Origin of the sequence: Parvimonas sp. oral taxon 393 str. F0440, assembly GCA_000223315.2 — a bacterium.
In the GTDB taxonomy this organism is placed as follows: Bacteria; Bacillota; Clostridia; order Tissierellales; family Peptoniphilaceae; genus Parvimonas.
Genome location: AFUS01000005.1, coordinates 20,433 through 41,702, shown reverse-complemented (window position 1 = coordinate 41,702; position 21,270 = coordinate 20,433). Strand labels below are relative to the sequence as shown.

Below are 21,270 nucleotides of genomic sequence, written 5' to 3'. Positions count from 1 at the left end.
AAAGACAAGTTTTATAACTTGTCTTTTTTATTGAAAATTATATTTTTAGCTTTGAAATTGGATTTTTTGAAATTCCTTTTTTTATATCGTCATCATCTAAATGAGTGTATATTTGTGTTGTAGCAACACTTGTATGTCCTAAAATACTCTGAATTGTTCTTATGTCAACATCTCCATATTTATACATAAGAGTTGCTGCGGTATGTCTTAATTTATGTGGTGTATATATTTTGGGATTTAGTCCTGATAATTCTATATATTTTTAATCTCAATTGTATAGACCTATTAGAAATTCTTTTTTATGTGAACTTATGAATAAGGCATTTGTATCTCTTGTTATCGGTCTAAGTTTCATATAACATTTTATAGCATAAATACAGTTTTCATTTAAAAAAACTGTCCTTTCTTTATTACCTTTACCAATAACACTTAATTTATCATCTTTAATTGATTCTATATTAATTCCAGTAAGTTCAGATATCCTAAGACCACATGTTAAAAAAATTAATACTATACATAAATCTCGAGCTCTGTTAAATTCATTCTTTTCCTCCTTTATAGAATTTAATACTTTTTCTGATTCTGATAATGTTAAATAAACTGGATTTCTTTTTTGTAATTTTGGTAATTCTAATTTTTCTGAAGGATTTTTATCTATAAGTTCAACTGTATTATGCAAATATTTAAACCATGATTTTATTGCTGAAATTTTTCTTGCTTTTGTTTTAGTTGAATCGTTATAGTTAGAATCACAAAAAGATATATATGCATGTAAATCAGTTATATCTATATCAGAAATATCCTTTTTACTAATTGATAAAATAGAAACGGAGTTTATATCAGAATCTAAATTATATCCAAATAATTTTTTCTCATTATAATAAATTTTAAAAATCGTTTCAAATCATAATAATATTCTTTAACTGTTAGATTAGATCTGCCTTTAATTGTTAATAAATAATTTAAATAGTCATCTAAAATTGTTGGACAATCATTAAAATGCATCATATTTCACTCCTTAAATATTTGTACCATTATTATTATACTATAATTTGGGTAATAAGTCATTGTAAAGTAAATTTCAAATTAAAGTTATATAAAAGTACTTTTGATTAATATTTTATGATATAATATAATATTATATCATATTATGAAGTTTTTTATGAACATATTTGAAGTAATAGGTAAAAATTTGTAATAATAATCTTTTATTAAAATAAAGATAAAAAGTTAAGTATACTATTTAAAATGAATATGCTAGATTTAACGGTTTAAAAGGAGTTTAAAATGAAATCAAATTTAAAAAAATTTTTTAACTCAAACTTTGGTAAAATTATATCTTTTTTAATTGTTTGTATAACTTTTTTTGTGTTAATACTGTATTTTAGAAACTACAAAATTTATAAACAGGAAAAAGAGAAACTTGAACAACAAAAAACAAATTATAATAAAAATAAGGAAAATCAAAAAATGAAAGAAGAAAAAGAAAAAAATAAAGATACTGAAATCGAAGAAAAGAAATCAAATATAGAAGATAAGAAGATAGATATCGATGAAAGAGAGATAGATAATTTTAACGAAAAGAAACCTAAATAATTTTTTAAAATAATTATAATTTTTAAATTAATATAAATTTATATTAGATTAATTTAAGTATTTAATCAAAAATAGAAATTATTTTATATTATGAGTTTTTTGTGTTATTTTCGCAAAACTATAATTTTGCGAAAATAATTATTTAAAAATATAGAGTAGAGATTAAAATATAATCTCTACTCTATTTACATATAAATGTATTTCAATTTATTAATTAAATCAAAATTAACAATTTTAAATTTAAAATTTTTCTAAGTCCTCTTTATATAACTCTTGTAAGTATAATATATCATTCATTATAGAATTATCTAAGTCTTCGTACAATAACAATTTATCCATATCTTCTTTCGCTTTTTTATATTTTTTTAGCTTTAGTTCTAATATTATCTTATTAAATAGCAATTTTTCATCATCTATATATATAGATAGTCCTCTTTCGAAAATTTTAAGCGATTTTTCGATTTTTTGCATTTTGTAATATAATAACCCTAGTTCTATAAAAATATTTAAAAAATCAGCGTTTAAATCCAATGATTTTTCGTAGTACTCTATAGCTTTTTCGTTTTCGTTTAATTTATTATATATATATCCAATCCAATAAGAATCTTCTTTATCTAGATTAAAATTATCAATATTTTTTAATATTTTATAACAGTCTTCAAACTTAAATCTATCTACCAGTTGTAGTAGCTCTTCAATTTTAACTTTTACATTAATATCTTGTATTTTTTTATTGATAATATTATCAATTATCTTATTTGAATTTGTTATAGATTTTTTATAGAATATATTAGCTTTAATATAAAATTTTTCTTTTACATATAAATCACCATAAAGCATATTTAGCAAATAATCATCTTCATTTTTTCTTTCCAAATCAGATAATAGAATCTTGATTTCATTTAAGAATATATTATAATAACTATTATCATAATCTAAAATCATTAAAAGATATTTAGTATATACTTTTAAAATAAAATCATCATTTTTTCTAAATTAATTAATCCTCTAATAATTAATAAATTATATATTATAGTATCATAATTATTATCATTAAAATTAATTTTAGATTTTACAAAATGTAATAAGTTAACATTTTTTGACTTGATAAAATCATTTAAAAATTCAATATTTTCAAAGTTTGAATCTATTCCATTTAACAATAAAATTCCTTCTAAAAAGTATGTCAAATTAATATTTTCATTAAATTTATTATTTTTTATATTTTCTAAAAGGACATTTGAACTGATTGGAAAATCAATATTTTCGTATTTTTTTTCATTAAATTTAATATTTTTCACTGTAAGAAAATATACTTTATCAGAAAATTTTTTAAAATAATTATATAAATTATCCATATTCACCTACATTTTTTTAGGAGTATCCATACCTAAAAGGGTCAATCCAATTTCAATAAGTAATCTTGTACAATATGTTAATACAAGTCTAAATTCTTTAATATTTTCTTCTTGATTGTTTATAGGACAAGAATTATAAAATTTATTAAATAATTTTGAAACTTCAGTTATATATCTTGCAAGTATTGAAGGTTCATATTTTTTTGCTGAATCTAATAAAATATCTTCAAATTTATAGATTGATTTAATTAAAGATAATTCATCTATATTCATTTCATAATTTGAAACTTTTGAAATATCAATACTATCTAATTTTGAATAAAAATCATTCTTTTCTAATATACTATTAGCTCTTGCAGCAGAATATTGAATATATGGACCAGTTTCTCCTTCGAAATTAAGAACATTATTCCAATCAAAAGAATAATCTTTAATTCTAGTATTGAATAGTTCTTGAAATATAACAGCACCAATACCAACTTCTTTAGCAATTTCTTCTTTGTTTTCAAGAGAATTGTTTCTTTCATTTATAATTTCTAGAGTTTTTTCTACACTTTTCTCAAGTACATCGTTTAAAAATATAACATTTCCTTCTCTTGTACTTAACTTTGCTGAAGTTCCTAGAAAGTCATCTTTTACACTTACCATCCCAAATGAAACATGAATGCAATCTTTAGCCCATTCATATCCCATTTCTTCTAAAACAGCTTTTAATTGTTGAAAATGTAATTTTTGTTGAGTTGCAACTACATAAATATTTTTATAAAAATTATAGTCTTTTTTTCTAGTTAATGCAGTTGCAATATCTCTTGTTATATAAGTACTGGAAGAGTTACTTTTTAAAATCAAAGCAGGTGGTAAATCATATTTATCTAGATTAACTATTTTACATCCGTCACTTTCAATTAATAAATTTTTATCTTCTAGTTCTTTAACAACATCATCAATAAACTGAGAATGATAAGCTTCACCTCTGTATGAATCAAATTCAACTTTTAATTTATCATAAACTTTTTGAAATTCCATTAAACTAATATCTTTAAACCAGTTCCAAAGTCTGACAGACTCTTCATCTCCATTCTCTAATTTATTAAAATAGTCTCTGGCAGTTTCTAACATTTTTTCATCAGTTTTACATAGATTATTAAAATCAACATACAATTTTAGTAACTGATTTATTGGATCAGCATTTATCTCTTCATCATTCCCCCACAATTTGTATGCAGCAATTATTTTTCCAAACTGAGTTCCATAATCTCCAAGATGATTTACACCAACTGTATTATAGCCTAAAAATTTGTATATATTTTTAATTACATTTCCAATTAATGTACTTCTTATATGTCCAATATGAAACGGTTTAGCTATATTTGTTGAAGAGTAATCTATAACAATAGTTTTATCTAAATTATCTTGTGTAGATCCATATTTTTCTTTTTTATCAAGTATTTCTTTTATAACATTTTTAGAAAATTCCAAATTTTTAATAAAGAAATTAATATAGGGACCAACATTTTTCACATTTGAGAATATACTATTATCTATATTAATTCTATTTACCAATTCTTCAGAAATTAAATTTGGTGCTTTTCTTAAAGTTTTAGATAATTTAAAACAAGGAAATGAAAAATCTCCCATTTCTGGATTAGGGGGAATTTCTATCAATTCTTTAATTTCTTCTTTATTTAAATTTATATCTAAATCATAAATAGTATCTATAACTATATCCTTAAAGTTTATCATAATTTTCTCCTATTTTAGTTTTACAACGGTAGCTCCATCTCCACCTTCATTAAATTTACCAAAGCTAAAAGACTTAACCAACTTATGTTTTCTCAGAAAATCTGAAATATTTTTTCTTAAAACTCCAGTTCCCTTACCATGAACAATTGTTACTTCGTTTAAATTAGCTATAAAAGAATCATCTAAAAATTTATCAATTTCATAAATTGCATCTTCAGTATTATATCCTCTTACATCTATCTTATTATTAAACATTTTATCACTTTTAATAAAATTAGATTTTGAATAAGATATTTTATCTTTAGAATGATCTATAATTTTTCAATTCTAATGATATCACTAATATTTGCATTTACTTTTAAAATACCTATTTTAACTTGTAAATTTCCATTTTTATCCGGTAATGTCTGTACATATCCATTTTCATTTAAACTTAGAACTTTAACTTCTTCGCCTAACATTAATGGTTCATTTAATATATTAGATTCATTTTCTTTTTTAATCATTTTAGAATGATTAATTTTATCTATTTTCTTCAATATTTCTTCAGATATTTTTTTCAACTTAGTAGATTGCTCTTTTGATCTGGCTTTGTTTATATGATTAATTGTTTCTCTACAAAATTTTTCTGTTTCATATATTGAATTTTCAATATATTCATCCAATTTTTTTATCTTTTTTCTTTTTGTTTATTAAATTTTTCAAGTTTTTCTTCATATTCTTCTTTAATTTTCTTGTTAAAACTTAATATTTTTCTTTGTTCAATAATAAGCTCTTCATATTCTTTACGCCTATTATCAACATTACTGACCAATTTATCAAAAGATAATTCATTATTTGATATAAACTTTTTAGCATTAATTATAAAGCTTTCATCAAGACCTAATTTTTTTGAAATCTCAAAAGCATTTGATTTCCCGGAAATACCAATGATTAATTTATAAGTGGGTTCTAACTTTTCAACATCAAATTCCATTGCAGCATTTTGAACGTTTTCAGTTGTCATAGCATACATCTTTAATTGACTATAATGAGTTGTTGCAATAGTTCTAATGTTTTTTCTAAGAAATAATTTAATATAGAAATTGAAAGTCCCGAACCTTCTTCGGGATCAGTTCCAGATCCTAGTTCATCAAATAGAATCAAAGAATTTTCTTTTGCATTATTTATTATTTCTATTATATTTTTCATATGTGATGAAAAAGTACTTAAAGATTGCTCTATACTTTGTTCATCACCAATATCTGCAAATAATTCATCAAATACAGCCACTTCTGAATTATCTGCACAAGGTATCATAAGTCCATATTGAGTCATTAAAGTTAAAATGCCTACAGTTTTTAAAGTTACAGTCTTACCTCCGGTATTCGGACCTGTAATAACTAAAGTATTAAAACTATTACCAAGGGAAATATCAATTGGAACTACTTTATCCTTATCAATTAGAGGATGCCTTGCTGATTTTAATGAAATGATTCCATTATTGTTTATTATAGGTTTAATAGCTTCCATATCATATGCCAATTTTCCTCTTGAAAATATAAAATCTATATTAGCAATTACATTTAAATTTGAAATTAATTCTGGTAAAATTTCTAAAACACGTTTAGAAAATTCCATTAAAATTCTTTCGATTTCTTTTTCTTCATCAATTTCTAACTTTTTTAAATCATTATTTAAATCAACTACAAACATAGGTTCTATAAAAACTGTTTGACCTGATGCAGATTGATCATGAACAATACCTTTAAAAGAATTTTTAAATTCACTTCTTACAGGAACTACATATCTACCATCCCTTAAAGTATATAAATTATCCATTAACTTATCAGATGTTGAAATCAATTGATTTAATCTATCTCTAATCAAATCATTTTTTGATTTAATCATTCTTCTAATTCTTTTTAAATCAGAACTTGCATCATCAGAAATCTCATCTTCAGATATTATAGATATTTCTAAATCTCTTTCTAACTGAACAGCTGTATTTAATGAATTTAAAAGTTCAAAAATATTTTTAAATTCTAAAGACTCATCATAAGAAATTATATTTTTCAAAAATCTCGAAGTGTTAAGAAGTTTCCATACTTCTAAAAGCTTTCTAGGAGAAAAAAATTGTCCTATTTCTAAAAGTTTAAAGTCTTCTTCTAAGTCTTGAATATTGGAAATTCCTGGTAATCTATGCTTTACTATAAATCTATAGGCTTCATCTGTTTCATCTAATAGTCTTTGTACTTCAATCATATCTGTAGAAACTTCAGAATTTTTAATAACTTTTTTACCTATAATGCTTTGAGAACGGTCTGATAACATATTTATAATTTTATAAAATTCTAAAGTTTTTAGTACTTTATTATTCATTATTATTATTTTTCTCCAAATTTAATAATTCTATTAATGTATTCATTTTTTATTTTAACAATTTCATTTTGTAATTCTATAATTTTTTCATTTTTTTGTTTTAACTCATAGAAATTATCATAAGAAATTTTTTCTAAATTTTCATACCTTTTTTCAAGTGTACTTATTGTACGAACTAAAACATTATTTTTATCTGTTAGTTCTTTTACAGTTTGTTTTAATTCTTCTTTCTCTTTTTCAATTTTTTGATTATTTTTTATAAATTCTTCTTGTTTTTTAAAGGAAATTCACTATCTTCACTCAATAAGTTAATTTCTTTTTTAAATCAAAATAATCACTAGAAACATTTAATGCAACTAAAGTAGCAGCCATAGTTGAATTTAATAAATAATTTTGAGATGTAATTTTTTTATTTCTTCATCCACAAAATTAGCAATATCTTCTACTTCAGTCTTTGTTTTTCACCTATTATTGTATAAACCGTGCCGGCTATATTAACTTTTATTTTATTAGCATCCATAATATTCTCCTAATTAAAACCTTAGATATGCACCCAATTTCTCATTTAAATCTTTCAACATGCCATCAATGACGGTATTAATATCTTCATCAACTAATGTTTTATCTTTAGATTGAAAAGTTAATTTATAAGCCATTGATTTTTTTCCTTCATCAATTTGATTTCCGGTATAAATGTCAAAAAGTTCCACATTCTTTAATAAATTATTTGAATTATCTCTAAATATTTTTTCAATCATACCACTATCAATATTTTTATCTACAATTATAGCTAAATCTCTTTTTACAGCAGGGTATTTAATAAGTGGCTCATATATTCTAACTAAACTAGATTTATCTCTAATTTTTTCAATATCTATTTCACATACAAATATTTTTTTCTTTATAGAAAAATTCTTACAAACCTCATAAGATATTTGTCCAATTTCACCAATTTTTTCTCCATTTACAATTATATCAGCACATACACCAGGATGAAAATAATCAATTGAAGCATTCTTTACAAACTCATAATTTTCAATATTTAAAATACTTAATAAATTTACTACTATATCCTTAACATAATAAAAATCATATTTCCCATAACAACCAATCACTACTTTTTTCTTTTCTAAAGGAACTTTATTACCATTAACAATGTGAAAAGTATTACCAAGTTCATAAATTAATAAATCTTCATTTTTATAATTTAAATTTTTAGCTAAAACATCAATAACATTTGGAATTAATGATTTTCTCATGATGCTAAATTCTTCTCCTAACGGATTTAAAATTTTAACTGTATTATGAGTATTCATCTTTGATTTTCCAATAATATTACCACCTATAAATGAATAAGTTGTAATTTCATACAATCCTAAATTTAATAAAATATTCTTAATCTTATCTTCATAAATTCTCTTCTTGCTTTTTCTACCTATCGTATTTGGGGCTAAAATAGGCATAGGATTAAGATTAGAGAATCCATATAGTCTTCCTATCTCTTCAACTATATCCTCCTGAATAGACAAATCTGTTCTAAAATAAGGAATAGTACAATATATATAATTATTTTTACTTCTGTTTTAATTTCTAATAATTCTAAGTAGTTAAGAATTTCTGAATTATCTATTTCAACTCCCAATAACCTTTTTACTAAATTAGGATCAAATTCTATTTTTGTAGGAATAAATTCCTCTCTCTTAACATCAAATACAGATTCAATTTTACAATCAACATATCTTTCTAATAAATATAAAAATCTAGATAATACATTTACTGTATGTTCCGGTGTTAGTCCCTTTTCATATCTAATTGAAGCTTCAGATTTTAATCCTAATCTCTTTGATGTCAATTTAATTGCTTTCTTTGTAAAAAAGGCTGACTCAATTAAAATGTTTTTTGTATTAGAATCTATTTCAGAATTTTTAAGTCCCATTACTCCTGCGATAGCTATAGGCTTTACATCATCACATATTAGCATATCATCGCTAGAAAGAGTTCTTTCTATATCATCTAAAGTAACTACTTTTTCTCCTTCAAAAGCATTTCTAATAGTAATATTTCCTTCTAATTTATCTAAATCAAATGCATGAAGAGGTTGTCCTAATTCTAGCATTAAAAAATTTGTTAAATCAACTATATTATTAATAGGTCTTATACCAGAATTTAATAAATAATTTTGCATTTTTCTATTTGATTCTTCAATTTTAACATCTTTAATTATACTAGCAGAATATCTTTTACAGTTATCTGAAGATATGTTGATTTCCAATAAACTACTATTATTAATATTTTTTAAATCTTTAATATTAATTTCATTTAATTTTTTATTAAAGCTTGCAGCAATTTCTCTAGACATTCCTACAATAGATAGGCAATCAGGTCTATTTGGAGTAATTTCAAATTCTACAACAGTATCATCTAAATCTAGAATTTCTCTAATATCAGTTCCAAGAACTATATTTTCATCAAAAATTCTAAGAACACCGTCTTTATATTCTTTAGGAATAACAGAATCAGGATATCCTAATTCTTTGTAACTACAAAACATCCCTTGTGAAATTTCTCCAGCAAGTTTTGCTTCCTTGATTTGTGTATTATCAGCAAGTGTAGAGTTAACTTTAGCAACCGGTACATAATCAAATTGTTGTAAATTTTGAGCAGCTGTAACAATTTGTACAATTTCATTTCCTATATCAACTTTTGTAATCCAAAGTTTTTTTGAATTTTCATGTCTATATATTTCTAAAATTTTTCCAATAACTATATTTTTAATATTTGTTCCTAATTTTTCAATAGACTCAACATGAGAACCTGTTAGAGTAACTTTATCACATATATCCATTATATAATTATCTATATCAACGTATTCTTTTGCCCATTTTATTGGTAATAACATATAATCCCCCTTAAAATTGTTCTAAAAATCTCTTATCATTATCATATAATAATCTAATATTATTTATTTTATGTTTAACCATTGTTATTCTATCTATTCCCATACCAAAAGCAAAACCTGAATATTTTTTGGAATCAATACCACATGCTTCTAGAACATTTGGATGTACCATTCCACAACCTAATAATTCCATGCTCCATCCTGTTCCATTGCAAACTTTACAACCTTTCCCTTTACAATTAAAACAAGATACGTCAACTTCTGCACTAGGTTCTGTGAATGGAAAATAATGAGGTCTATATCTAGTTTGCATATCTTCTCCAAAGAACTCTTTAATAAAAGTATTAAGTGTATCTATTAAATTACTCATATTTATATTTTCATCCACAACAAGTCCTTCTATTTGGTGGAACATCGGTGAATGTGTATCATCAACTTCATCAAATCTAAATGTCCTACCAGCAGAAACCATTTTTATAGGCGGTTTAGTTGATAGCATAGTCCTAATTTGAACTGGTGAAGTATGAGTTCTTAATAGCAATTCTTTATCTATATAAAATGTATCTGACATATCTCTTGAAGGATGATCCATTGGAGAGTTTAACTTATTAAAATTATTTTCAACAGTTTCAATTTCAGGACCTTCAATTACTGAAAATCCCATTGAAATAAAGAAATTTTCAAGTTCTTCCATAGTTTGATTTAAAGGATGTCTATGTCCAATATCTACAATTTTTTTATTTATAGTGACATCTATAGTTTCTTCCTTAATTCTTTTTTCAAGCTCAATTTTATTAAACATTTCAATTTTTTCGTTTATTATATTCTCAATTTCTTGCTTTGTTAGATTAATTAGCTCTCCAATTTTTGGTCTTTCTTCTTTTGAAACATTTGCCATGTTTCTAAGCACACTGGTAAATTCACCTTTTTTACCTAAATACTTTATTCTAAGTTCTTCTAAACTATTTTTATCTGAATCTTTAATTTCATTTATAATTTTATCTCTTAATTTACTAATTAATTCTTTCATATTTTTCTCCTAGTTAACCTTGTATTTTTTATAATAGTATCCTTCTCCCCATTTAGTTTGGATGTATGTAACATCACCTTTATTTATTTTTCTCTTAACCTTCGTATATGAACATCAATTTTTCTATAATCGCTAACATGCTCTTCTTTCCAAACAATTTTAGCAATGTCTTCTCTACTAAATATTTTTTCTGAATTAATAGCCATTATATATAAAATATCAAATTCTTTCCCAGTTAAATCTACTTCTTCGCCCTTTAATTTTACTGTTCTTCCAACAATGTTAAACTCTAAATCATCTGCAAATATTAAATTATCAATATCCGTTCTTCTTTGACCAAATCTCCTCATTATAGCACGAATTCTTGCTTTTAATTCAAGAATATTAAAAGGATAAATTAAGTAATCATCAGCACCATATTCAAAAATTAAAATCTTTTGCATATCATCTTTTAATGTTGTAGTAACTATTGTTGGTACATCACAAAATTCATTTAATTTTCTCTTTAAATCCAATCCGGTGCCATCTTTAAAATACATATCCATAATAATAATATCAAAATTCTTTTGGTCCGCCAAAATTATAGTATCCTCAATATTATTGGCTGTAGTAATTTCATAATTTTCATCATCTAGCATTGAATACATCAAATCATTTATTTGCGAATCTATAGGTAAAGCCATTAATATTTTTAATTTCATAAAACAACTCCTATTTCACTAATATTCTCTCATTATCTTTTCTTAAAGTTATTTTTTCTTTATCTAAAAATTCAAGTAATTCCATAGTTGATTTCCTATTTGAATTTAATAAATCTCTTGCATCTGAAACAGAAATAGAACCATTTTTAATTATAAATTCTTTAATCATACTTACAGCTAAATCATAATTATCTTTAAGCATATAGCCTGAATCCAATTTTATAACTTCTTTATTAATTATTAAAAACAAAATAAGTTCTCTTAAATGTTCAATAGTTAATGTAAGATTGAAATCTTCAAAATTCATAATTGAAAATTTATCAGAATTAAATTTACTTTTTAGTATTTGAATATTTTTAAAATCCTCATCATCTAGTGAAACTTTAAAACCAAGAGTAGAAATATATTCATCAGAAACATTAAATCTATCAGAAATTAAGTAATTCATAAATTCATTTTTTATTTTTCCGCTCAACGAATCAAAAAATTTTGATTTTAAAGTTTCTTTTAAAACTCCAATTCTTTTAGGATATTTTTCGTGAAAATTTTCAATAAATTCAGTAATGCTTTTAATAAGTTTTTTCATAAAATTATCAGAAACAACAAGTCTGTCAGAATTATTTCCAAATGATATAATTTTCTTTTCTTCAATTAAGTCATCAATTAATTTTGAAATGTTTTTAGCTGAATCCGATAAAAAATTATAATAATTTTTTTCAAGATAAAATTTATCACTAAATCTGTCAATATAATTATAAATATATTCTTTAAAATTACAATTATCAAGAGTTTTAATTCGGTCTATATCAAAACTATTAAATCTTTTTTTCTTAGTAGCATTTGGATCAATTATATATCCTCCACCAATAGTATAAAGTGGTGAAAATAATCTTAATATAAATCTGTCATTTCTTTTACTAATTATAGGTTCTTCCAATCTTAACTGAACAATATATTCCTTATTAGATTCTAATTCTTCGTTTTCTAACAAAATTGCTCTACATAAGACTTCTCTTGATCCAATATATAAGTGAAATCTTGTCCTATTAGTTATAGAAAATGGTAAATTTATAGTATTCAATTTAACATCAATTAAACTACTTTCAGTAAAAGTGTTGCTCGGAACTAACACTGAGCCTTTAGGTACATCTTCTTTTTTTACATTCGCTAGATTTATTGCAACACGCTGTCCTGCATATGCGATATTAACATTATTATCATGTACTTGTAAATTTCTTACCTTTGTTAATTTATTTGATGGATAAATCAATATTTCTTCATCAAGATTTAATGTTCCAGAAATTAATGTACCTGTAACAACAGTCCCAAATCCAGTTATAGAAAAAGATCTGTCAACATATAATCTAGGATTTGAATTTAAATCTTTTTCCGGTAAAGTATCGACGATTCTTATTATTTCATCTTTTAAATTGTCAATTCCTTTTTTTTCTGTTGAAGATATTTCTATAATTTTTGCAGCTTCTAAGAATGTTCCTTTTACTTCATCTGTAATATCTAATTTAACAAGTTCAGTCCATTCTTTATCTACTAAGTCACATTTTGTTAATGCAATTATTCCATTTTTAATACCTATTAAATTTAAAATATCTAAATGTTCTTTAGTTTGCGCCATAATTCCTTCATCAGCAGCTACAACTAAAATAATCATATCCATACCACAAACACCGGATAACATATTTTTTATAAATTTTTCATGGCCAGGAACATCTATAATCCCAACTCTAAGGTTATTGTTTAAATCAAAATGAGTAAAACCTAATTCAATAGAAATACCTCTATTTTGCTCTTCTTTTAATCTATCCGTATTTCTTCCCGTTAATGCTCTTATTAAAGTTGTTTTACCATGATCTATATGTCCTGCAGTTCCAACGATAATATTTTTCTTATTATCCATATTATTCTCCTATTAATGAATTTATTGCATCTTTAATTATAGAAAATTCATTTTCAAAAATAGTTCTAACATCAAAAATCAAGTTTCCCTTATAAATTCTCGTAATTATAGGAATTTCATAATTTCTTAACTTTTCTTCTAATTCATTTTCTGTAAATGATTTTGAAATCACTTTTACAGCTTTAGATGGTAATTTTTGAGTTGGAAGTGATCCTGCACCAACTTCTGAATCAATATCTATAATTTCATATGCAAAATCATTGTTTTCTCCCAAACATTCTATAAGTTTCTGAGCTTTATTATATAGTTTTTCAATTTTTATAGTCAACATATTTAATGTTGGTATTTTCGAAATAGCTAACTCATCATCAATATAATATGAAAAAACAGCTTCAAGTGCAGAAAGAGTAAATTTATCAACCCTTAAAGCTCTTGTTAATTGATTTTTTTTCATCTTTTCAATATATTCTTTCTTTCCAACAATAATCCCAGCCTGAACTCCACCTAGCAATTTATCTCCACTAAAACTTACAACATCAACTCCATTTTTGATACATTCTTGTACAGTTGGCTCGTGAGATAATCCATACTTTGATAAATCTATGAGAACTCCAGATCCTAAATCTTCAATAATAGGAATATTATATTTTTCTTTCAAACAATTTAATTCAAAAGAAGTTACTGATTCAGTAAAACCTAAAATTTTAAAATTACTTTGATGAACTTTAAATAATGCAGCGGTTTTTTCATCAATTGCATTTTCATAATCGCTAAGATGTGTTTTATTGGTTGTTCCTACTTCTTTAAGTTCTGCTCCACTTTCTCTACAAACATCAGGTATTCTAAAAGAACCTCCAATTTCTACTAGTTCACTTCTACTCGTAATTACATTCTTCCCCTTTGCCATAGTTGATAGTATTAACATAACTGCAGCTGCATTATTATTAACAACCATACAATCTTCAGCTCCGGTTATTTTCTTTATAATATTACTTAAATGAGAATATCTTGATCCACGTTCACCTTTTTCCAAATCATACTCAAGATTTGAATATCCAACTGAAATGCTTTTTATATTTTCTAAAATTTCATCATTTAAAACAGATCTGCCAAGATTAGTATGTATAACAACCCCAGATGCATTTATAACTTTTCTTAAATTGTATGTTTTCTTATTTACTAAATTGTTCCTGATATTTTCAATTAAATTTGTAATTCTATTTGATATTACATCTTCAGCACAACCATTAGATATATTTTTTCTTATATCATCTAGTTCTTCGTGAATTGACTCCATAACTAGATTTTTAGAATTTTCCTTTAAAAGAATTTTAATCATATCATTTTCTAAAATTTGGTCAACTTTAGGTATCATTTTATATAAATTCATAAATTTCTCCATTATCTAATTATATTACTTAACTATTAAATACTTTTCTCTTTTTTCTTCAACTTTTCCTATAACAGCAAATCTTGTAGGAATATTTTTTAGTTTATTTAAAATTTCATCAACTTCATTTTCTGGAACTGTAATTAGAAGCCCCCCTGAAGTTTCAGGATTAAACATTACATTAAGTAATGCTTCATCTACCTCATTTTGAAGAATATAATTATTTCCAACAAATTTCTTGTTATCATAACATCCTTTAGGGATAAGTCCCATATTAGCATAATCAATAGCTCCTTTTAAAATAGGTAAATTAGAGCTATTAAGTACAAAAGTTGTACCTGATCCTTTTGCCATTTCATAACAATGTCCCATAAGTCCAAATCCTGTAATATCCGTACAGGAATTAATAGTGTTATCTTCTACAGCTCTTTTTGCATATTTATTAAGAGTTTCCATAGTGTGAACAGCATCTGTAATTTCTTCTTTAGTTGCAAGTCCACCTTTTATAGCAGTATTTATTAAACCAAGTCCTATTGGTTTAGTAAGTATAAGAACATCTCCAACTTTTGCAGATGAATTTTTCCAAACTTTATTTGGATGAACAAAACCTGAAACACTTAATCCATACTTAGGTTCATCATCTTGTACAGTATGCCCACCTATAAGTAAACATTCCGCCTCTTTCATTTTTTCTAAGCCACCCTTTAAAATTTCAGTTAAAATTTTTGGTGGTAGACAATTTGGAAAACATACTATATTCATAGCCATGCTAGGTTCTCCACCCATAGCATAGACATCAGAAAGTGAATTAGTAGCTGCTATTTTCCCAAAAGTATATGGATCATCAACTATTGGAGTAAAAAAGTCCAAAGTTTCTATTAGAGCTAATTCATCATTAATTTTATAAACTGCAGCATCATCAGATGTTTCTATCCCTACAAGTAAATTTTCACTAACGGAAGTTGTATTATCCAACCCGGATAAAACCTCGTCCAGAATATCTGGACCAACTTTAGCTGCTCATCCTGAAGTTTTAGCATATGAAGTTAACTTTATATCTTTTATATCAATATTTTTCATTTTATTTTCCTATTCTACTGTTATATCATTTTTTATTTTTCAAAAGTTTTCTTTCCAATACCTGAAACTTTTGTTATATCTTCTATTTTTGTAAATTTTTTCTTTTCTCTATATTGAATAATAAGTTTAGCTTTGTTTTCTCCAATTCCATTTAATTTACAAAGTTCGTCCTTACTTGCAGTATTAATATTAATCAATTTAGTATTATTTAAATTAGAATTTGCATTTTCATCCAATGATTTTGAATTGGAATTGTTTTTATCTTCTCCTATTTTATAAATGTGTATTTTCATTTCATCTTTTATCTTTATAGCTAAATTAATTTTACTTTTATCTGCATTATCAGTTAGTCCTCCTGCAGCTTGAATGACATCATTAACTCTATCTCCGTTTTTCATCTTGTATACACCCGGATTTTTTACTTCACCATCTATATGTATATAAATTTCAGAACTTTGTTTATTATTCTCTAAAGAATCATCTTCTTTCTGTTGTTTATTCTCACTATTAATATTTTCTACTATCTTGTTCTGTTTATTAGATGACAAATATTTATAACCAAAACCTAAAATAGTTAATCCTAAAAACATAGAAGTAATTAAAATAATTTCTTTTTTATTTTTTATCATAACACACCTCAATTATTGCATTTACGAAATAAAAATACATCATAATTATATCATATTATTACAAAAAAATCTAATTTTAATAATTAAAAAGATTATTTATTAAAATTATTTAATATATACTAAATTTTTAAAATTAATTATATTTTAACCATATTTTTACACTTATCTATATTATTAACATACTATTTTATTGTTATTGTTCAATAAAAAATGAGATGTTTTAAACACCTCATCAATATTCTTTTTATTAAATTAAAATTCACATAGTCCAACTGTTCTTGGAAAAGGTAATACGTCTCTTATATTTTGCATTCCTGTTAAATACATCAACATTCTTTCAAATCCTAATCCATATCCACCGTGTTTTGTTCCGCCAAATCTTCTTAAATCTAAATACCAAGAATAATCTTCAATATTCATATTTGAATCTCTCATTTTTTGTTCCAATATATCTAATCTTTCTTCTCTTTGACTTCCGCCTATCAATTCACCTATTCCCGGAACTAACATATCAGTAGCGGCAACAGTTTTATTATCATCATTTAATCTCATATAAAAAGCTTTAATTTCTTTTGGATAATCGGTTAAAAATACAGGACCTTTAACAATTTTTTCGCAAATATATCTCTCATGTTCTGTTTTTAAATCAACTCCCCATTCAACAGGGTATTTGAAATTTTCTTTAGACGATTTTAAAATTTCAATTGCTTCTGTATATGTCATAACCTTAAATTCGGAATTAACAACAGAATTCAGTCTTTCAATCAATCCTTTATCTATAAAATCATTAAAAAATTTCATTTCATCCGGTGCATTTTCCAAAACAAATTTAATAATATACTTAACCATATCTTCTGATAATTTTATTACGTCATTTAAATCAGCAAATGCTATTTCTGGTTCTATCATCCAAAATTCTGCAGCATGTCTCGTAGTATTAGAATTTTCAGCTCTAAATGTCGGTCCAAAAGTATAAATATTTCTATATGCCATAGCAAAGGCTTCCCCTTCTAATTGCCCACTAACTGTTAAGTTTGTAGGTTTTGAGAAAAAATCCTGAGAAAAATCAACTTCTCCATTAATTGTTTTTGGAAGATTATCTACATCTAAATTTGTAACTCTAAACATTTCTCCTGCACCTTCTGCATCACTTGCTGTAATGATTGGTGTATGTGCATAGACAAATCCTCTTTCAAAAAGAACTTATGTAAAGCATAGCTTAAAATTGATCTAACTCTAAAAACTGCATTAAATGTATTTGCTCTTGGTCTTAAATGTTGTATAGTCCTTAAAAATTCAAATGTATGTCTTTTCTTTTGAAGAGGATATTTATCAGTAGATTCTCCTTCAACAACTATTTCAGAAGCATTAATTTCAAAATTTTGTTTTCCGCCTGGACTTTTAACAAGTTTACCTTTAACTATAATTGCAGAAGGTAATAATAATTTTGATATAGCTTGAAAATTATCTAATTTTGACTCAACCACAATTTGAATACTCTTGAATGTAGTTCCGTCATTAAGTTCTATAAAACCAATATTATTGTTAAAACGACTATTTTTTATCCAGCCTGCTACTTCAACTTCTTTGTCAATAAAATCTTTTTCATTTGCAAAAATATCTTTTAATAAAAACATATTATTCCTCCTCTAATTTATCAAAAAAATTTTTTCAAATCCAATATTTTTAGGATTATAAAATTTTAAATCTTTAATTTTTTCAGGTAAATATTCTTGACCTGTAAACATATTTTCATAGTTATGAGGATATTTATATTCCTCATTTTTCTTTGAAATAGTTTTTGAACTTCTTAAAAAATCAGGAACTTCTTCAAGTCCATTTTCTTTAATATATTTTAATGCTTTATTTATAGCTAAATAAGATGTATTGCTTTTCTCACTACACGCAAGATAAATTGCGCATTGTGATAAAATTATTCTTGCTTCAGGCATTCCAATTTTCTTTACTGACTCCGCACAAGAATTTGCCAAAACTAATGCATTTGGATTAGCATTTCCTATGTCCTCAGACGCAAAAATAATCATTCTTCTAGCAATAAAATTAATGTCTTCTCCAGAAATTAGCATTGATGCTAAATAGTATACTACCGCATCAGGATCTCCAATCCTCATAGACTTTATAAAAGCAGAGATAAAATTATAATGTTTATCTGAATTTTTATCATAATAGATTTTTACTTTATCAAAATATTTTTTATTATATCCTCAGAAATTATTTTTTCGTCTGATTCTATATTGTCAACAATTAGTTCAAAATAATTTAAAGCTGTTCTTGCATCTCCATTTGACATTTTTATTAAATAGCTAATACCATCTTCAGTATAACTGATTTTCTTGCTTTTTAAAATTTCATCATTTAAAATAGCATTATCAATTATATCTTTTAAATTTTCAAAACTAAGTGTTTGTAACTCAAAAACTATAACTCTTGATAATAATGCGTTATTTACCTCATAAGTAGGATTTTCAGTAGTAGCTCCAATAAAAATTATATCTCCATTTTCTACATACTCAAGTAAATAATCTTGTTGCATTTTATTAAATCTATGTATTTCATCTATAAATAGTATGGTTCTCTTATTATACATTGATAAATTATCTTTTGCAAGTTCAACAATTTCTTTTATTTCCTTTGTTCCAGAAGTCACTGCAGAAATTTTTACAAAATAATTATCAGTACTACTAGAAATAATATTTGCAAGTGATGTTTTCCCCGATCCTGGAGGACCATATAATATCATTGAAGAAAATCTATTATTCTTAATCATATTTTTAAGCACAGAATTGTTTTTTATTATATTATCTTGACCAACAAAAAAAGACAAATCTTTCGGTCTCATTCTTTCGGCCAACGGTTTTGATAATTTAGAAAATAAATTGTAATTCATTTTAAATAAATCCATATTTTCCTCTTTTCTATAAAATTAGTACCTCGAAAAATCGAGGTACTTAATTTTTAATATTTCTTTAATTCTTTAACTTTTGAAGCTTTACCTACTCTATCTCTTAAGTAATATAATTTTGCACGTCTTACCTTACCACGTCTAACTACTTTTAAGCTTTCGATTCTTGGAGAATGAATTGGGAATGTTCTTTCTACCCCAACTCCTTGTAATACTCTTCTTACAGTAAAAGTTGCTCTTGAACCTTTTCCTTGAATTTTAATTACAGTTCCTTCAAATGCTTGAACTCTTTCTCTATTTCCTTCTTTGATTTTATATCCGATAACAACTGTATCACCAACATTAAAATCAAATTTTTCTTGTCTTAATTGTTCATTTTCAATTTGTTTTATTATATCCACAACAATTCCTCCTAATATCAATGTTCTTAATTTATTTTAATAAACTAGCGGAACATCCTATTTCTTTTTAAAATGTACTTTTCATATAAGTCAGGTCTTTTTTTCTTCGTATTTTCTAATGAAGATTTTTCTCTCCACTTTTCAATTTCTTTATGATTTCCATTAAGTAAAACTTCCGGAACTTCTAATCCTTTGAAATTTCTAGGTCTTGTAAAAACATCATATTGTAATAAATCACTATAATGTGAATCCGTAGGAGCGCTATCTGAATTTCCTAATACTCCATCTACCATTCTACAAACAGCATCCATAAGTAACATGGCAGGAATTTCTCCTCCAGTAACAACATAATCACCTACAGAAATTTCTTCATCAACAAAATTATTTATAATTCTGGAATCAATACCTTCATAATGACCACATAAAAATATTAAATGTTCATCTTTAGATAACTCTTTACATTTATTTTGTGTCAAAACTTCTCCCTGTGGAGATAGAAATATAACTTTAGAATTATCATTCTTACTAAAATTTATGGCATCAAAAACCGGTTGAACAGTCATCAACATACCTGCTCCACCACCATATATTTCATCATCAACTTTATTATGCTTATCAACAGAAAAATCTCTAATATTCAAAATTTCAAACTCTATAATACCTTTTTCAATAGCTTTCCCTAAAACACCATAATTTCTTATTGATTCGATGAATTCAGGGAATAAAGTCAAAATTGTAATCTTAATCATCTAACATACCATCAATTATATTTACTTTCATTATAGATTTTTCAATATTAACATCTTTTATAAATTCTTTTACTGCTGGTATATATACACTTTTTCCATTATAATCAATCTCATAAACATCATTAGCCAATGTTGTCAAAACATTTTTTAATTTTCCAATAAATTTATTATTTTGATCATATACATCCATTCCAATTAGTTTGTATATATAATACTCATCATCAGGAAGCTTCAATAAATTACTTTCTTCAACGAAAAGTCCTTTATTCTTAAATTCTAATACTTGATTTATATTATCATACTCATTAAAAGTTAATAAAGCAAGTTCTGAACTTAATTCCCTTATAGATTTAACAGTAACAGGTATTTTTTTGTCAATATAAAATTTACAATCATCCTTAAATCTGTCAATATTTGAAGTCAATGAATATATTTTTACAGTTCCTTTTATTCCGTGAACATTTATAATTTTTGCAACTTCTATAAATTCCATAA

22 protein-coding genes and 2 pseudogenes are annotated in these 21,270 nt (G+C 24.8%); 1 reads left to right on the top strand and 23 read right to left on the bottom strand.

Annotated features, from left to right (window positions below; all coding sequences use genetic code 11):
• Positions 1-37 precede the first annotated feature (37 nt).
• Positions 38-679 (bottom strand): annotated as a pseudogene (locus HMPREF9127_RS04610) (tyrosine-type recombinase/integrase).
• A gap of 167 nt (positions 680-846) precedes the next feature.
• The gene (locus HMPREF9127_RS09140) at positions 847-1,008 is read right to left on the bottom strand and encodes a site-specific integrase (RefSeq protein WP_255261713.1); all 162 of its coding nucleotides are present in this window, start codon (positions 1,006-1,008) and stop codon (positions 847-849) included.
• A gap of 279 nt (positions 1,009-1,287) precedes the next feature.
• Here HMPREF9127_RS09140 and HMPREF9127_RS04605 point away from each other — a divergent pair, with 279 nt between their 5' ends.
• Positions 1,288-1,596, top strand: coding sequence for a hypothetical protein (locus HMPREF9127_RS04605; RefSeq protein WP_009448855.1), 309 nt, complete (start codon positions 1,288-1,290; stop codon positions 1,594-1,596).
• Between the two features lie 240 nt (positions 1,597-1,836).
• Here the strand turns inward: HMPREF9127_RS04605 and HMPREF9127_RS09135 are convergent, their stop codons facing one another.
• The 21 genes and pseudogenes from HMPREF9127_RS09135 to rimM form a co-directional block, all read right to left on the bottom strand.
• Positions 1,837-2,541 (bottom strand): tetratricopeptide repeat protein, encoded by a 705-nt coding sequence (locus HMPREF9127_RS09135; protein WP_009448927.1) that lies wholly within the window; start codon positions 2,539-2,541, stop codon positions 1,837-1,839.
• Positions 2,542-2,564: 23 nt separating this feature from the next.
• The gene (locus HMPREF9127_RS09130; protein ID WP_255261712.1) at positions 2,565-2,897 is read right to left on the bottom strand and encodes a hypothetical protein; all 333 of its coding nucleotides are present in this window, start codon (positions 2,895-2,897) and stop codon (positions 2,565-2,567) included.
• A gap of 63 nt (positions 2,898-2,960) precedes the next feature.
• Positions 2,961-4,697, bottom strand: coding sequence for an arginine--tRNA ligase (argS, locus tag HMPREF9127_RS04595; protein ID WP_009448518.1), 1,737 nt, complete (start codon positions 4,695-4,697; stop codon positions 2,961-2,963).
• A 9-nt stretch (positions 4,698-4,706) separates the two neighbouring features.
• The gene (locus tag HMPREF9127_RS07485; RefSeq protein ID WP_009449120.1) at positions 4,707-4,952 is read right to left on the bottom strand and encodes a Smr/MutS family protein; all 246 of its coding nucleotides are present in this window, start codon (positions 4,950-4,952) and stop codon (positions 4,707-4,709) included.
• A gap of 56 nt (positions 4,953-5,008) precedes the next feature.
• A complete protein-coding gene (locus HMPREF9127_RS09125; protein WP_009448656.1) occupies positions 5,009-5,362 on the bottom strand; it encodes a MutS2/Smr-associated SH3 domain-containing protein in 354 nt (117 codons plus the stop codon).
• A gap of 5 nt (positions 5,363-5,367) precedes the next feature.
• The gene (locus HMPREF9127_RS09120) at positions 5,368-5,712 is read right to left on the bottom strand and encodes a hypothetical protein (protein ID WP_255261711.1); all 345 of its coding nucleotides are present in this window, start codon (positions 5,710-5,712) and stop codon (positions 5,368-5,370) included.
• Between the two features lie 2 nt (positions 5,713-5,714).
• Entirely contained in the window at positions 5,715-7,058 is a 1,344-nt protein-coding gene (locus HMPREF9127_RS07470) for an endonuclease MutS2 (protein WP_009449130.1), read from the bottom strand.
• A gap of 533 nt (positions 7,059-7,591) precedes the next feature.
• Positions 7,592-8,587 (bottom strand): phenylalanine--tRNA ligase subunit beta-related protein, encoded by a 996-nt coding sequence (locus HMPREF9127_RS09115; RefSeq protein WP_009448499.1) that lies wholly within the window; start codon positions 8,585-8,587, stop codon positions 7,592-7,594.
• On the bottom strand, positions 8,566-9,957 hold the full coding sequence (pheT, locus tag HMPREF9127_RS09110) for a phenylalanine--tRNA ligase subunit beta (protein ID WP_009449085.1): 1,392 nt from the start codon (positions 9,955-9,957) through the stop codon (positions 8,566-8,568). The genes HMPREF9127_RS09115 and pheT overlap by 22 nt, the downstream gene beginning before the upstream one ends.
• 10 nt (positions 9,958-9,967) lie before the next feature.
• Positions 9,968-10,987, bottom strand: a complete 1,020-nt coding sequence (gene pheS / locus HMPREF9127_RS04580; RefSeq protein ID WP_009448646.1) for a phenylalanine--tRNA ligase subunit alpha — start codon at positions 10,985-10,987, stop codon at positions 9,968-9,970.
• A gap of 83 nt (positions 10,988-11,070) precedes the next feature.
• Positions 11,071-11,688 (bottom strand): response regulator transcription factor, encoded by a 618-nt coding sequence (locus HMPREF9127_RS04575; protein WP_009448735.1) that lies wholly within the window; start codon positions 11,686-11,688, stop codon positions 11,071-11,073.
• A 10-nt stretch (positions 11,689-11,698) separates the two neighbouring features.
• Positions 11,699-13,603, bottom strand: coding sequence for a selenocysteine-specific translation elongation factor (selB, locus tag HMPREF9127_RS04570; protein WP_009448516.1), 1,905 nt, complete (start codon positions 13,601-13,603; stop codon positions 11,699-11,701).
• Between the two features lies 1 nt (position 13,604).
• Positions 13,605-14,993: an L-seryl-tRNA(Sec) selenium transferase gene (gene selA / locus HMPREF9127_RS04565; protein WP_009448604.1), complete on the bottom strand. Its 1,389-nt coding sequence runs from the start codon at positions 14,991-14,993 to the stop codon at positions 13,605-13,607.
• A 24-nt stretch (positions 14,994-15,017) separates the two neighbouring features.
• A complete protein-coding gene (gene selD / locus HMPREF9127_RS04560) occupies positions 15,018-16,058 on the bottom strand; it encodes a selenide, water dikinase SelD (protein ID WP_482198252.1) in 1,041 nt (346 codons plus the stop codon).
• A 47-nt stretch (positions 16,059-16,105) separates the two neighbouring features.
• Positions 16,106-16,702 carry a helix-hairpin-helix domain-containing protein gene (locus HMPREF9127_RS04555; protein WP_009448831.1) on the bottom strand — a complete coding sequence of 199 codons (597 nt, stop codon included), beginning with the start codon at positions 16,700-16,702 and terminating at the stop codon, positions 16,106-16,108.
• Between the two features lie 252 nt (positions 16,703-16,954).
• Positions 16,955-18,339, bottom strand: a pseudogene (asnS, locus tag HMPREF9127_RS04550) (asparagine--tRNA ligase).
• A gap of 12 nt (positions 18,340-18,351) precedes the next feature.
• The gene (locus HMPREF9127_RS09745; RefSeq protein WP_009449109.1) at positions 18,352-18,834 is read right to left on the bottom strand and encodes an AAA family ATPase; all 483 of its coding nucleotides are present in this window, start codon (positions 18,832-18,834) and stop codon (positions 18,352-18,354) included.
• A gap of 62 nt (positions 18,835-18,896) precedes the next feature.
• The gene (locus HMPREF9127_RS09740; RefSeq protein ID WP_009448977.1) at positions 18,897-19,625 is read right to left on the bottom strand and encodes an AAA family ATPase; all 729 of its coding nucleotides are present in this window, start codon (positions 19,623-19,625) and stop codon (positions 18,897-18,899) included.
• Between the two features lie 53 nt (positions 19,626-19,678).
• Positions 19,679-20,026 (bottom strand): 50S ribosomal protein L19, encoded by a 348-nt coding sequence (gene rplS / locus HMPREF9127_RS04540; protein ID WP_009449063.1) that lies wholly within the window; start codon positions 20,024-20,026, stop codon positions 19,679-19,681.
• A gap of 44 nt (positions 20,027-20,070) precedes the next feature.
• A complete protein-coding gene (gene trmD / locus HMPREF9127_RS04535) occupies positions 20,071-20,775 on the bottom strand; it encodes a tRNA (guanosine(37)-N1)-methyltransferase TrmD (protein WP_039849454.1) in 705 nt (234 codons plus the stop codon).
• Complete coding sequence (gene rimM / locus HMPREF9127_RS04530; protein ID WP_009449113.1) at positions 20,768-21,268, bottom strand: ribosome maturation factor RimM; 501 nt, start codon at positions 21,266-21,268, stop codon at positions 20,768-20,770. Before rimM ends, trmD begins: the two co-directional genes overlap by 8 nt.
• Between the last annotated feature and the right edge of the window lie 2 nt (positions 21,269-21,270).

What these genes read in the sequence shown, in the direction of transcription:
- HMPREF9127_RS09140 (WP_255261713.1), bottom strand. Translation starts at nt 1,008, where the DNA reads ATGATGCATTTTAATGATTGTCCAACAATTTTAGATGACTATTTAAAT.
- HMPREF9127_RS04605 (WP_009448855.1), top strand. Translation starts at nt 1,288, where the DNA reads ATGAAATCAAATTTAAAAAAATTTTTTAACTCAAACTTTGGTAAAATT.
- HMPREF9127_RS09135 (WP_009448927.1), bottom strand. Translation starts at nt 2,541, where the DNA reads ATGATTTTAGATTATGATAATAGTTATTATAATATATTCTTAAATGAA.
- argS (WP_009448518.1), bottom strand. Translation starts at nt 4,697, where the DNA reads ATGATAAACTTTAAGGATATAGTTATAGATACTATTTATGATTTAGAT.
- HMPREF9127_RS07485 (WP_009449120.1), bottom strand. Translation starts at nt 4,952, where the DNA reads ATGTTTAATAATAAGATAGATGTAAGAGGATATAATACTGAAGATGCA.
- HMPREF9127_RS09120 (WP_255261711.1), bottom strand. Translation starts at nt 5,712, where the DNA reads ATGTATGCTATGACAACTGAAAACGTTCAAAATGCTGCAATGGAATTT.
- HMPREF9127_RS07470 (WP_009449130.1), bottom strand. Translation starts at nt 7,058, where the DNA reads ATGAATAATAAAGTACTAAAAACTTTAGAATTTTATAAAATTATAAAT.
- pheT (WP_009449085.1), bottom strand. Translation starts at nt 9,957, where the DNA reads ATGTTATTACCAATAAAATGGGCAAAAGAATACGTTGATATAGATAAT.
- pheS (WP_009448646.1), bottom strand. Translation starts at nt 10,987, where the DNA reads ATGAAAGAATTAATTAGTAAATTAAGAGATAAAATTATAAATGAAATT.
- HMPREF9127_RS04575 (WP_009448735.1), bottom strand. Translation starts at nt 11,688, where the DNA reads ATGAAATTAAAAATATTAATGGCTTTACCTATAGATTCGCAAATAAAT.
- selB (WP_009448516.1), bottom strand. Translation starts at nt 13,603, where the DNA reads ATGGATAATAAGAAAAATATTATCGTTGGAACTGCAGGACATATAGAT.
- selA (WP_009448604.1), bottom strand. Translation starts at nt 14,993, where the DNA reads ATGAATTTATATAAAATGATACCTAAAGTTGACCAAATTTTAGAAAAT.
- HMPREF9127_RS04555 (WP_009448831.1), bottom strand. Translation starts at nt 16,702, where the DNA reads ATGATAAAAAATAAAAAAGAAATTATTTTAATTACTTCTATGTTTTTA.
- HMPREF9127_RS09745 (WP_009449109.1), bottom strand. Translation starts at nt 18,834, where the DNA reads ATGAGGATTGGAGATCCTGATGCGGTAGTATACTATTTAGCATCAATG.
- HMPREF9127_RS09740 (WP_009448977.1), bottom strand. Translation starts at nt 19,625, where the DNA reads ATGGATTTATTTAAAATGAATTACAATTTATTTTCTAAATTATCAAAA.
- trmD (WP_039849454.1), bottom strand. Translation starts at nt 20,775, where the DNA reads ATGATTAAGATTACAATTTTGACTTTATTCCCTGAATTCATCGAATCA.
- rimM (WP_009449113.1), bottom strand. Translation starts at nt 21,268, where the DNA reads ATGGAATTTATAGAAGTTGCAAAAATTATAAATGTTCACGGAATAAAA.